The organism is Cecembia rubra (assembly GCF_003014575.1).
In the GTDB taxonomy this organism is placed as follows: domain Bacteria; phylum Bacteroidota; class Bacteroidia; order Cytophagales; family Cyclobacteriaceae; genus Cecembia_A; species Cecembia_A rubra.
Genome location: NZ_PYGF01000014.1, coordinates 1 through 14,287, shown reverse-complemented (window position 1 = coordinate 14,287; position 14,287 = coordinate 1). Strand labels below are relative to the sequence as shown.

Below are 14,287 nucleotides of genomic sequence, written 5' to 3'. Positions count from 1 at the left end.
GTGATAATCTGTTTTGAAACATTAATGAAAAGCTATAGAAGTGTGATGAAATGAAAAATACCCTGTTTAGGGTATTGTTTCTAATGGCAGACATTCGTAATTTCGACAACTATTTTAATAAAAAAGTACAAAGGTGAAGTGGAATGTTCTCCAAAAGGGAGTCAGCCTTTACCGAAGGTGCCAATTTAAACTATCCAATTCCATAGTTTAACAGCGGGTTTGTAAAAGGAAGAGTTTTGTAATTCCGCCACTTTTTATTGCTTTAATAAATGCCGATGGACTGCCGATTTTCCGTTAATCCATTGCAACTTTCTTTTGACAGTGAAGTTTCCCATCTCGGGGTCCTTATCGGGGATGCAACGGCCGATAGAATTATTTCACTTTCTACTTCAAATGTTTTTGTTGATGATACACTGATTCCGGGTTTCTGGTCAAAAACAGTTTCATCGATAGACAGTGGATTTCAGGGACATCTCTATACTAGGGAAAAAGATGCATTCGTCTTAAGCCTGCCCATTGTTACTAATGAAGTAATCGGAGAGGTAAGGAAGTGTCTGGAAGAAAACTCCAGGATATGGGAATTTTTTACCGGGTCCAAGCTTGCAAATAAAGAAAGTCCCATCATCTTGGTTTCGGCTCTTGATCCTCCAGCGCCATTGTTTTTTCCTGACAATTTCTTTTTTATCAAGGGGACTATGGACGATGCGGTCAAGTGGTTATTGGAGTCCGACCACTTTGCTTACCTGGCATTTACATACAATAAGGAGCTGATGCAAAAAATCGGCATCTATCATTATTTGGAGGATGGCCATCAGGAAGTGGCAAACTTAACCTCCCTGCTTATGCAAAAGAATGAGAGTGTCCGGTTACTGAAAGGGCAACATGATTATTTTGCAAGTACCCACCTATTTGATGCAAGGCAAAATTTGGATGAACAATTAGGAGCATTGCCTGATCTAGGGTATTATGTGTTTAAACCTTCGGGAGGTGCAGCAGGCATAGGTTTTTATCCGACCAATTTTATTGGGGCAGGTAAAAGGGAAATTGCCGGACATATCAAAGCTTTGGAGCAATCAGGACAATTGCCAATGAAGTTTCAGGTGCAGGAATTTTTACCCGGTAAAGTCTATGGTTGTTCGGCATGCTTTTTTGGAAACGGGAATTTTGAAATGCTGGAAATCCATGAACAAACAGTCACCCAAAAGGGGCGCTGTTCAGGCAGTCGATGGACACCTGAGATTACTTTTGCCCATCAGGATTTTGTTTATAATACTTACCGGAAAATTTCATCCATCAAGGACTTAAAATTAGGGGGGCTGGTCTGTTTCGATTTTATCCAGGAAAAAATAATAGAGGTCAATCCCCGCCTAATCGCATCTTCACCTATTTCCCATATTCTCAAGATGGGCGATTTTTTTAGGTATAAATATGGAAAAGGTTTCTGCATCCATCAGATCGATATCAATACCGAGGTAACTATCCCTTTTGAAAAGGTCAATAGCGGTGAACTGTATCGTTTGGTCCTGGAAATTTGGGAGCGCGATAAAGTAATGTGTCTCCCGCAGGGTATCCATCCAAACGGCTTGTCCAGGGTGGTATTTATCAATGATGACAGCCGGTCCACTTCACAACTGAATTTCCTAAATGAATTAAACAAATAGTACCGATTAGATTAACGAATCCATTATTAACTTTTAAACTTAAACATTATGCAAAAGAATGAAAACCTAAGTGAATTGGTGGTGATCTTCAAAGAAGACGCACAAATGAAAGCAACTGCAAGGTTATTTTCTTCCGGAAAGGGATTATCTGTAAAGCAACTCAATGCCAATGTAAAAAAAGCATCTTCGAGAATTGAGCAGGTATTTTCAGCTAAGACTAATTTTGAAGTACTTGCTCCGGGGATTCTGAAGCAATTGAAAAAAGAAGGTATTCATTCGGATTCCTATTTCTCACTTTATGGAGAAGGCGATCTGGATGTGTTGAGAGAGGAGATTCTAAAGGATCCTTTGGTAGAAGCCGCCTATATCAAACCACCGGCAGAAGATCCCAATGCTTCCTGGAAGACAACTAATTTTGAAGGAAATCAGGGTTATTTGGATGTAGCACCGGGAGGAATTGATGCAAAATTTTCCTGGAAGCTTGTGGGGGGCAATGGACAGCATGTAAAGGTGGTAGATGTTGAACAGGGCTTCAACCTTACCCATGAAGATCTGCGCCATAACATCAGCAGTATTATTGCAGGCAATAATACCCGGACATCTATGGATCATGGCACAGCTGTTTTGGGGGTATTGGGAGCCGGACAGAATGAATTCGGTATGACCGGAATTTCCCCCAAAACCAAATTGATGGCCATTTCACATAATGGTCTTGGGACTTCCAAGGCAATTATTGAGGCGGCGAATAAACTGAGTGCTGGGGATGTAATTTTATTGGAAGTCCATAGGGCTGGTCCGGCATACGATTTTAAGACCGTTGATGGGCAGAGGGGTTATATTGCTATAGAGTGGTGGCCTGATGATTTTGCGGCCATAAAATATGCTGTAGCCAAGGGAATATTGGTAGTGGAAGCTGCCGGTAATGGAAAAGAGGATTTTGATAAGGAAATTTACAACAAACGTCCATCTGGCTTTCCTTCATCATGGAAAAATCCGTTTAATCCATCCAATCCCCAGTCAGGTGCCATCATTGTAGGAGCCGGGGGGTCCGCAGGTAATACTTTGGACAGGAAGATTCTTGGCTTCTCAAACTGGGGCAGAAGGGTAGATGCCCAAGGTTGGGGACACAATGTGGCCACCTGTGGGTATGCCGGACTTCAGGGAGATATGATGGTCAAAGTAAATCCTAATGATTCATGGAAAGTTGAGGCAGGATATCCCAAAAACCTTTCAGAACTTAAAGTCAACCTTCCGATGAGTTTTCCGCCTCCAGGGGCAACACGGAGTATGGCACATGGTGCAGACGCTATGTTGTGGAGCAATACCAATGAAAAAGTTTATGTTTTCCTAGGACATAGGTACTTGAGGCTTGATCCAAAAAACGGGTACAGTGCTGACCCGGGATATCCCAAGGATATTGACGGAAATTGGCCTGGTTTTCCTGCAAATTTCAAAAATGGGGTAGATGCAGCACTTTGGAGCCATACCAACCAAAAGATATACTTCTTCAAAGGTGACAGTTTTATCCGTGTTGACCCAAATAATTCTTGGAAGGTAGATGGCGGTTATCCCAAAAAAATAGCAGGTAACTGGCCGGGCTTTCCCGCTTCCTTTGCTAAAGGGGTTGATGCCGCCTTGTATAGTTTTAAAACTTCTAAGATTTACTTCTTCAAGGGCAGTCAGTACCTCAGGGTGGATCCAAACAATGGCTGGAAAGTGGATGCAGGCTATCCCAAGGCCATAGCCGGTAATTGGCAAGGATTTCCTGCAACTTTCCAAAAAGGAGTGGATGCTGCCTTTTATGACAGGATCAATGACAGGGTGTATATTGTTAAATCTAAGGACCTTTGGTACACCGGTGGATTTAATGGAACTTCCAGTGCATCTCCAGTGGTGACCGGGGCTTTAATTAACCTTCAAAGCCGAATGATTGCCAGGGGCAAGCCCAAACTTACTGCAGTGACTGCGAGAAATGTCCTTCGCAATACGGGAACGAGACAATTGCGGTACAGTGGTCAGAATGAAGTGGATGCTATTTCCAATTGGCGTGGGCTGGATGCCGATTTTGGAAGTGGTATCAATGCTGCACTCTGGAATGGAAAAAGTGACAGGATATATTTTTTCAAGGGCAATCAATACGTCCGGGTGGATCCTAAAAACAATTGGAACATAGATCCCACTTATCCAAAACCCATCAAGGGCAATTGGCCTGGCTGGCCAGCCAGTTTTGAGAGCGGCATTGATGCTGCACTTTGGAGTAAACCCAATAATAAGGTGTATATCTTTAAAGGAAACCAGTTTCTCAGGATAGACCCAAATAACAGCTGGAAAGTGGATTCAGGTTACCCGAAATCTATTGCCGGCAGCTGGACGGGATTTCCGTCAGACTTTGCTAACGGAGTTGATGCAGCGCTCTGGAGTGATACGACCAATAGGATTTATTTCTTCAAAGGGGATAAGTTTATCCGGGTCAATCCATCTGATGGCTGGAAAGTTGAGTCCGGTTATCCTAAAACCATCGCTTCCTCCTGGCCAAATACTCCCGCAGGCTTTACTTCCAATATTGACGCAGCGCTTTGGAGTGGGACCAATAAGAAGATATATTTCTTCAAAGGTGAAAACTATACGCGGGTAGATCCCCTCAATGGCTGGGCTGTAGAAGCAGGTTATCCCAAGCTGATAGCCAGCCAAAGAATTGGGAGAAGGCCAGACCTGAAAGCAGCGATGGCCAACCTGCAGATTGATTCGAACTGGCCTGGAATTCCGGCTTCTTTTGGTTCCAATTTAGATGCAGGATTGTGGAGTGATACCAATAAAAAGGTTTACTTATTCAAAGGATCCCAATTTATCAGAATTGATCCTTTCAATAACTGGGAAATGGATGCCGGATATCCAAAACCTATTGCCGGTAATTGGCCCGGATTTCCATCGGCCTTTGCAACAGGGATAGATGCCGCATTGTGGAGTGATACCAATAAAAGGATTTACTTTTTCAAAGGAAATCAGTTTATCCGGGTCAATCCAGCCGCAGGGTGGCAGGTAGAGGCGGGCTATCCCAAACCCATTTCTGGAAATTGGCCGGGCTTTCCAACATCTTTTGCTTCAGGTGTAGATGCAGCCCTGTGGAGTGGTACCAATAAGCGGATTTATTTCTTCAAAGGAAACCAATACATCAGGGTGAATCCAGCAAATGCCTGGCAGGTTGAAGCAGGTTACCCTAAAGTGATCAGCAACAATTGGAAGGGATTGCCCAGTAATTTCAAGGCAGGTATAAATGCCTCGTTGTGGAATGGAAAAAGTAGTGCAGTTTATTTTTTCAAAGGCAGTCAATATGTAAAAATCAATACATCCAACTGGACTGTTGAATCAGGATATCCTTATGGTATCATATCATAAGCAAATACTTTTTCAATCAGGTACAGGCCCCTCGCCTGTACCTGATTAAATTGAATAACCATGCCTTTCAAAATAGAGTACATAATAGTAATGATGGAAAGTAATTCTAAGAAAGATTTCCATTTGGGAACTTATAAAGTCCAAACCAATTGAATATAATGCCATGGAGGAAAAAGAAAATGTCAATCCATCGAGGATAGTAGTTCTTTTTAAAAAAGAATTTCCGGTTGCTTTTCTTGAAGATGAATTAAGCAAAGGAACATTTATTGGGAAGGAATTCCTGGTATTTAGGGAATTGCTTCAGAAATACGGGGGGAGGATTGAAAAGTTATTCAAAGACATTGAAATGCAATATGCCGAAGGGCAAGACTTTGAATCCTACTATATGGTTCATGTTCCAAGTGAGGCTGAAGAACTGAGAGATGAGATCTTGAAATTTATTTTTATTGATGCAGCTTATATAAAAAGTGATGATGAAGAACCCGAGGAGGCAGATTTTTAAGGCCCTATATTGGGAAATTTCATTAAATTTTTTTCTTTTTAAAACACTAGCTCAAATGGGATTTTTCTAGTCCTGGAAACCAGTTTTTGGATTTTTTTACTTCTAATAATCAAAAATGATTTCCTAATTGTCGATTTCAGCCTTTAAAAACTGGAATACATTTGATTTTCTGGGTTTTAGGAAATAGATGATGTTTAGAATAATCAAGGATTTACAAGAATAACCAGCCTCCTTTGGTATGATTTTTGTCATGGTTTAATAAGGATTGATAATCTAAATAAAATAATTTATTAGGTAACTTTTTAGGTGGTTTTGTCGTATAATTGACTTAAACTACCATTTAATTGAAAAAAAGCAATAAAACAAATAGACCAACTATAATTTAAATTTTATGAAAAAATTCTTTGATCATCTGAGCACTCCAATCGTGATCCTTGATGGAAAAGCATTGATCAGGTATGCAAATCCTGCTTTCCAGGAAAAAGTATTCCGTTTGGTCAAACCTAAAGTCAAATTTTATGATTTGTTCTCCATTGAGAACCCTGAGATTTTTTTGAGCTATGTGGAAACGGATAATATCCAAAAGAAAAAGGAATTTGATGTTCAGTTGGTAAAAGAGGATAACCTGTTGGATTTTGAAATTTCTGTCAGCCACTTTTCCAATCCCCACAAGGTAGTCGTGGAGTTCTATGAAGTTTCAGAGTTCAAAAAGGTAAGAAAAGACTTAGTCAAAAAGACGACCATCCTTCAAAACCTAATTGAGTATATGGAAGGTGCCAATAATCTGGATACCAACCAAAACTATATGAAGCGGTCTCTGAATTTTCTGCTTCAGAACTTAGATTTTGAAAAGGGCTACCTGCATTATGAAACCGAGATCATACCCGGCAGCACGAGGTTTAATGCAGAAGGTTCTGGTTTGGATAGGGAAGTGTACAGTCAGCTTGTCAATAAGCATTTTTCCAGCAGGCCGGAATCCAATAATCCTACCCTGATCAGTAAAGTTTTGAGGAATATGCCTCATTTGGACCCGGAATTTGTCAATAAATACATGATCAAAAAGAAATTCAGGAATACCAGTCTTTACTTCATTTTTGAGCCAGGCAGAACTTACAGTTATGAAGACAGTTTTGATGTCAATATTTTGACTTCGATCTTAATCAATAGATTGATATGGACTGACATGAGGATAAAAGACCTAAAGATTTATAATCAGTATGTTCAGTAAAAGAAGTCGGGCTGGAATTTTTTCATCTATAATTTTCAACTCAGGTTTTGGGTTAAAAATTGTAAATGCTTCTATTCTGAATCCCACAAGCCAACTGATTCCAACTGGCTTTGCTTTGTAGAAGCTGTTGTCTGAATTTATTCCATTATCTTCTCTATAAATAGGAGGCTGTTCCTTTGACAGGGGCAGCCTTTTTCTTGGTACAATTTTGTTGATCCTTTTTGATTTCACAATCAAATTACCGGTATTAAGGCTTATGCAGCAGAATAGGTTTTGAAGATGGTTAAAATCAGGAAGGTGCCATTTTCCAATTGATCGCGATGTTTTTTAATTTTTGAATGAATGAAAATTGTCTTTATTACCTGTTTGTGAAGTATTATTTACCAATGCTTAACATGTTAAAATTTAACATATTTACTTTCAAAGCCTGATGAGATTTGTGGTATTAAAACCATTAATCTTATGTTTATCTTGAAAAAAATTAAAGTAAAGTTTCTCTGTCTATGTACATTGATGCTTTTCTGTTTTACAAACCAAGAAACTATGGCCCAGGCTACCAATGCTACGATAGCAGGATTGGTATTGGATGATTCCAAGCAGCCACTAGTAGGCGCTACAGTTGTGGTGAGGAATGAATCCACGGGATTTGAAGCGGGCACGGTTACCGGTATTGATGGAAGGTTTCACCTGCAGCAGCTGCCGCTGGGAAGACCTTATTCGGTTTCAATCAGCTTTATAGGGTTCAATCCCCAAAGATTGACCGGCTACCAGCTTAATCAGGGCGATAGGGTCAATATAGAAGTATCCATGGATTATGGAAATTCTGATTTGGAAGAGGTGGTAGTTTCCGGGGACAGTTTTAAAAACCAGGTAGAAAAACTGGGTGCCGTGACGGCCATTGATTCCAAACAGATAAAAAACCTACCTACAGAGGGCCGTAATTTTACAAATTTGACGGCATTGTCCCCACTTCAAGGTGGAGGGGGACTCAATTTGGGGGGGCAAAGAAGGACTTCTACCAATGTTACATTGGATGGGGTAAATGCAAGAAATCAGCTTACAGCAGGGGAGATTGGGCGTGGCCCTTATACAGTTTCTATTGAAGCGATCAGGGAATTTGAAGTTGCGACCAATTCTTATGATGTTACCCAAGGAAGACAGGCCGGTGGGGCATTGAATGCAGTAACCAAAGCCGGTACCAATATTGTGGAAGGTTCAGCTTTCGCTTACCACAGAAATGATAATCTGGCAAGTCCTTATGATATCAGGGGAAATAAAAGGGAAGTGAGTTTTTATAATTACCAGTGGGGCTTTAGTTTAGGAGGGCCGATTATTAAAGACAAGTTGCATTTTTTTACTGTTTTTGACAGACAAGATGCCGGGGAACCTGTTTTTATAGCCGATATTAGAAACGAGGATGATGAAAGAAGGCTAAGGATCCGGAAAGACACTTTGGATAAATTTATTGATGTGGCCAGACGGCTATATGGAGTGGGACCAGAGCAGCAGGTAGGTGAATTTGAAAGGAAAACCGTGGCTAACACCTTTTTTGCCAGATTGGATTGGCAGATCAACAAAAAGAATAAACTGACGATCCGGAATAATTATACAGATTGGTCAAATCCATTTTCTGTTAATGATAATACTGCGATCAATCTTGCGGAAGTCTGGGGAGATTTTTCTTCCAAAGAAAACAGCTTATTGTTTTCGCTGAGATCCATTGCCAATGCTAATACTACCAATGAGCTGAAAGTACAGTTTCAGCATGCTGAGAGAGCTTTTTCTGTTAACAGGCAATTGCCGGTTAGCAACATACCACGTGCCATTGTGAGGGTTGTATCGCCTTTCCCAACAGCCAACAATCCAAATGCTATCCAGACCACCAATATCCAGATAGGGGGACAGCGTTTTTTACCTGAGACCAACCTGGAGAAACAAGTGCACATAGTAAATACTACTTATATGCAAAGAGGTAAATTCAACTTTACTTTTGGTACGGACAATATGGTTACCTATTTGGAGACATTGCTATCAAATGAGCAGAACGGAAGGTTTTTTTATAACACTTTGCAGGATTTTGAAAATAATAATCCCTTCAGGTATGCCAGAGAGGTTCCACTTCAAGGCCTTCCCATTGTAAGACAAACTGTGGTAGATCTGTCACTATTTGGCCAAATGGAGTTTAACCCGCATAAGGAAATCAATATGGTATTTGGCCTTAGGTATGATGCCACCATGTTTATGAATGAAGCTGCATTCAATGAAAATGTCTTCAATGGATTGGGCATTAGAACCAATAATAAACCAGCAGATTTCAGGAATATCCAGCCTAGAGGACAAATGACATGGGACATAAAAGGGAAAAATACGGATGTTCTCAAGTTTGGACTTGGACTATTTGCCGCCCAACCGCATTATTATGCCCAAGTCAATAATATCCAAAATTCAGGTGCCATGTTGGCAGCCATTGATGTTCAAGGAGCTTTAGTTCCCCAAGCTGATTTTATAGGTTACAGAAATGGCGTAGAAGCACCTGGAATTCCAGAAGGTGCCAGCTTTATCTCAACCATCAACAGTGTAGCCGATGATTTCAGGGTTCCAAATACTGTTAAGGCCAACTTGAATTACAATAAGTTATTCAATAGTCGCTTGAGGTTAGGAGCTAATATTCTTTACTCTTACACTTTCAACAATTATGTTTATTTAGAAAGGAATTTAGTTGATGAACCTTATTTTAGGTTATCCAATGAAGCCAACAGAGGGGTTTTTGTTCCTGCCAATACGATTGGATCAAATGGTCAGACCAACTGGCTAAATTCAAGAAAATCACCAAATGTAGGTAGGGTTTTGGAGTTAAATTCTACAGCAGAGGGATATCAATATGCTCTGATTTTGGATGGTAGTGTGAGAATTGGTAAGGATGGCTACTTTACTGCATCTTATACTTACAACCAAGCTTTTGACAATAGTTCCTACAATTGTTGTGTAGCCAATACTTCAACTTTCCTACCTGTGGTAGATGATTCGAGGAAGTTAAACTGGGCCTATTCAGACAATCAATTCAGAGACAAAATTGTATTGAATGGTGCTTCTCCCACTTGGAAAGGTTTTGTTCTCGGAGCAACATTGATTGGAATTGGCGGGTCTAGGTATTCATTTTTGGTCTCCAATGGGTCCTTACAGGGTGACTTTCCTTTGAACAATGCATTGGCGTTTGTTTTTGATCCCAACGACCCTAACACACCAGAAGCAATCAGGGATGGATACAATGCTATTTTAAATGATCCCAATACGGCCGAAAGTGCCAAAAGATATTTGAGGGAAAGCTTTGGAAGAATAGCGGAAAGAAATGGTGGAGAAAATCCCATGTTTTATAATCTGGATTTGCGATTGCTGAAAAACATTCATATCGTTAATAACCAACGTCTTGAACTCTCGGCAGATATTTTCAATTTCATGAATATGCTCAACAAGGAATGGGGAGTAAACAATGATTTGAGCAGTTCCAGAAATTTGCAAAGTATCAGAGGTTTTGATCAAAACAATCAACGGTACCTTTACAATGTAGAGCAAAGTGTGGGCGTACTTCCCGTCAATGGCACCCCTTGGAGGGTACAACTCGGATTAAGGTATTCTTTCTAATTACTTAAGTTAAGCCAAGATTAAGCTTTGATGAAGAATGGAGAAGTATCTGGGATTTGTTCGAATACTTCCCCATTTTTATTAAAAAAAGTCATGGATATTTTGGCATATTTTCAACAGACCCTTTCTCCTGCTGATTATGACAGATTGATCAAATCCAGGCATTACAAAAAGGGCACTTATATTTATGTCCCCCCTAATAAACCAGCAGAAATGTTTCAAGTGCGGTCAGGGGTAATCAAAATCGGCAGCTATTCTGAAGATGGTCAGGAGGTTTGTTATGACCTGCTATTTAAACAGGAGGTTTTTGGGAATCTCAGATATCTGAATGGACAGTTTTTTGAATTTGCCAAAGCCCTAACAGATTGTACGGTCATCTGTATCGATTTGTCATTTTATAAAAAAATGATCGTCCACGACCCGGTTATTTCCGATTGGTTTAATCTTACCACCATTCAAAGGTGGTGCAGAATGGAAACCAGGTTGTTTAAAATCTGCTCCTTGTCTCCATTTGAAAGGATCCGTGCGATTTACAGTGAGTTTGAAGGGATCATAAAGGATCCAAAGGGTAAAGCAGTTTTTGTACCCGACCTTCTCAGCATTGTGGACATTGCCCAAATGACAGGAATTAGTAGACAGACAGTGTCAAAGTTGATTAAAAGTATTGAGAATTCTGAAGGAAATAAACATCATCAATTAACTTCTATGAAATCAAGAATCATAAAAAATATTAACAAAAATGTCACACAAAATAATTACTAAGTCTTGGGCAGCCTATGCCTTTTTTTTTATTTGTTTCCAATTTTCTTCCATTGCCCAAGAGTCTTCGGTCCAGAAAATCGCTTTCGGTTCCTGCAATAAGCATGATCTGCCTCAGCTGCTTTGGGCACCTATCCTCAATGATAATCCAGAGGTATTTATATGGTTAGGGGATAATATTTATGGAGACACTCATGATATGTCCCTGTTAAAATCTAAATATGATGCCCAAAATTCTATTCCCGAATATCAACAATTGAAATCAGGAAGTACTGTTATAGGAGTATGGGACGACCATGATTATGGAATCAATGATGGAGGAAGGTTCTATACCAAAAAGAAAGAATCCATGCAATTGATGCTAGACTTCTTGGATGAGCCAAAGAATAGTCCAAGAAGAAACCAAAGTGGGGTATATTCTTCCTATGAATTTGGTGAAGGAAATCAAATGGTTAAGGTAATCCTTTTGGACACAAGATACAATAGGGATACCCTACTGGTGGTTGATAAAGTTTACCAACCTAATAATGAGGGTACTTTACTTGGGGAAGAACAATGGAGATGGTTGGAACAAGAATTGTTCAATAGTACTGCAAAAGTTAATCTAATAGCCGGTGGCATACAGTTCATACCTACTGAGCATCCTTTTGAGAAATGGGAAAACTTTCCGCATGAAAGAAAAAGGCTTTTTGACCTCATCACCAATAGCAAGGTGAAAAACCCGGTTCTCATAAGCGGCGACAGACATATTGCAGAAATCTCCAGATTGCAAGATGATAATTTTCCAGAGGGTATTTATGAAGTAACATCAAGTGGATTGACCCATGTCTGGAAAAATTACAAAGAAGAGTACAATCCTTACAGAGTCGGTAATTTGATAGCATCGCTCCATTATGGATTAGCCATATTTGATTGGGAGAACAATAAATTATTGATACAGGTAAAGGGTAAGGAGGGTCAGGTATATTTGGAACAGAAAATCGAATTGAAAAAGTAGGAATTGATCAGTTTTTTTTAAAAAGACAAGGATCCTAATTTCAAATAGATCATTGAATAAAAAGGAGAGGGTAATACCTCTCCAATTTCATGTTAGTGGTGTTTAGTTAGGAGCTAAACCTCAGTGATTTTATATTTAGTTTGCTTTTTTCCTTAAATTCATGGGTTCAATTAAAAAACTTATCATCATGAACCTCAAGAAAATATACAGCTTTATTGCAGTCATTGTTTTAAGTGTTTTGCATACAGGCCAAGTTATGGCCCAGGCAGAATCAAAAGACCTGATCGGCCGATGGAACATAACTTTGGATATGGATGGAAAGGAGGCACCTTCTTGGTTGGAGGTAAAACTCTCCGGGATTAAAGTTTTGGTGGGATATTTTGTAGGGGATGATGGCAGCGCAAGACCTGTTTCAAAGGTGAATTTTGATAATGGCAAAGTAAATTTCAGCATTCCTCCTCAGTGGCAGGTTGCTGATAATGACCTGGTGTTTGAAGGCTCCCTTTCAAATGGTAAACTGACCGGAACGATTCAATATCCCAACGGAAAGCGATATAATTTTGTAGGTGAAAAAGCACCAAGCCTGGTAAGGGAAAATCAGCCAAAGTGGGGTGAAAAAATTGCCCTTTTCAATGGAAAGGATCTTACAGGTTGGTATGCGGATAAATCAATAAATCAGTGGGAGGTAAAAAATGGCATTTTGACCAGTACCAGATCAGGAGCCAATCTGATTTCATTGGAAAAATTTGAAGATTTTGAATTAGAGGTTGAATTCAGATATCCGGAAGGTAGCAATTCCGGAATATTTTTGAGGGGAAGGTATGAGGTGCAGATTCAGGACGATTTTGGAAAAGAGCCATCGAATGTCCTCTTTGGAGGGGTTTATGGATTCTTGACTCCCAACGAAATGGCTGCCGGCAAGGCCGGTGAATGGCAGACATTTAAAATCAGGTTGGTCGGCAGAAGGCTGACAGTCATTGCCAATGGTAAAACAGTAATTTGTGATCAGATCATTCCAGGGATAACAGGAGGCGCATTGGACAGTAAAGAAGGTTTGCCAGGTCCTATTATGCTTCAGGGTGATCATGGTCCGGTGGAGTTTAGGAAGATTGAGTTGGTGAAGGCTATTTATTGAATTTGGGGCGGAGAATGAAAAAAAGGTCGATGTCGAAAGGCGGATTTGGGAATGAATGGAGCATTTGATTTTTGGACCGCAAGGCCTGCAAAGGGAGACAAATTGTTGGGGGAGATTTTAATCTTTACCAATGGTGAAAAAACCACCCTGAAGTGCCTGTCCCGAGAGCAAAGGGATTCGGGAGGTGATATAGTGGAAGCCCGGGGTTTCAACCTCGGGTTTTTTGATTCCCAGCCCGTCCCCCGAGTCGGCGCAGTGATCGGTTAAAGGAATTGTCCGTCCGACGTTGACGATAAGAATCCGGGATTTTTATGGAACGCCGATGACACGGATCTGATGGATTTTCGCAAATAGAATTGAACCACTGATGGATGATGATGAACACGGGTTGGGGAATGGAGATTTATGAATGAAGAATGATAAGTGGAGAATAGAGAGTGATGAATGAAATGGTGGTTGTCAGGTTGTCATAATTCCGCCACGGACAAGTGTCAAGTTTAATTTGGAGGTTAGTTTGGGAAGATGGTTTCTAAAGGAGAGTTTGTTGGAAGGCCTGAAAGGCCAAAATAACCAAGGGTTGGATGCAGTCCATCCCGGTTGAAGCAAAAGCTCAAGTAAAATCTACCGGGCCTGACGGGCACAGATAGACATCAATATTGGAGAATGAGGAATGGAGGAGGGTTAATGTAGGATGAGGAATGAAGAATGGAGTGGAGAATGATGAATGAAGAGTGGAAAATGAAATGGTGGTTGTCAGGTTGTCATAATTCCGCCACGGACAAGTGTCAAGTTTAATTTGGAGGTTAGTTTGGGAAGATGGTTTCTAAAGGAGAGTTTGTTGGAAGGCCTGAAAGGCCAAAATAACCAAGGGATGGATGAAGTCCATCCCGGTTGAAGCAAAAGCTCAAGTAAAATCTACCGGGCCTGACGGGCACAGATAGACATCAATATTGGAGAATGAGGAATG

General features: G+C 40.4%; 8 protein-coding genes. All 8 read left to right on the top strand.

Going from position 1 to position 14,287, the window contains the following annotated elements:
• Positions 1-275: 275 nt before the first annotated feature.
• Positions 276-1,661: a hypothetical protein gene (locus CLV48_RS18090; RefSeq protein ID WP_146140120.1), complete on the top strand. Its 1,386-nt coding sequence runs from the start codon at positions 276-278 to the stop codon at positions 1,659-1,661.
• 48 nt (positions 1,662-1,709) lie between these two features.
• Positions 1,710-5,057: a hemopexin repeat-containing protein gene (locus tag CLV48_RS18085; protein ID WP_106568705.1), complete on the top strand. Its 3,348-nt coding sequence runs from the start codon at positions 1,710-1,712 to the stop codon at positions 5,055-5,057.
• A gap of 163 nt (positions 5,058-5,220) precedes the next feature.
• Positions 5,221-5,559: a hypothetical protein gene (locus CLV48_RS18080; protein ID WP_106568704.1), complete on the top strand. Its 339-nt coding sequence runs from the start codon at positions 5,221-5,223 to the stop codon at positions 5,557-5,559.
• 391 nt (positions 5,560-5,950) lie between these two features.
• Positions 5,951-6,787, top strand: coding sequence for a nitrogen regulation protein NR(II) (locus CLV48_RS18075; protein WP_106568703.1), 837 nt, complete (start codon positions 5,951-5,953; stop codon positions 6,785-6,787).
• Between the two features lie 543 nt (positions 6,788-7,330).
• On the top strand, positions 7,331-10,429 hold the full coding sequence (locus CLV48_RS18065) for a TonB-dependent receptor (RefSeq protein WP_245889607.1): 3,099 nt from the start codon (positions 7,331-7,333) through the stop codon (positions 10,427-10,429).
• A 30-nt stretch (positions 10,430-10,459) separates the two neighbouring features.
• Complete coding sequence (locus CLV48_RS18060; RefSeq protein ID WP_106568701.1) at positions 10,460-11,191, top strand: Crp/Fnr family transcriptional regulator; 732 nt, start codon at positions 10,460-10,462, stop codon at positions 11,189-11,191.
• Positions 11,169-12,185 carry an alkaline phosphatase D family protein gene (locus CLV48_RS18055; RefSeq protein WP_106568700.1) on the top strand — a complete coding sequence of 339 codons (1,017 nt, stop codon included), beginning with the start codon at positions 11,169-11,171 and terminating at the stop codon, positions 12,183-12,185. Before CLV48_RS18060 ends, CLV48_RS18055 begins: the two co-directional genes overlap by 23 nt.
• 187 nt (positions 12,186-12,372) lie before the next feature.
• A complete protein-coding gene (locus tag CLV48_RS18050) occupies positions 12,373-13,320 on the top strand; it encodes a 3-keto-disaccharide hydrolase (RefSeq protein WP_106568763.1) in 948 nt (315 codons plus the stop codon).
• The last annotated feature ends 967 nt before the right edge of the window (positions 13,321-14,287 follow it).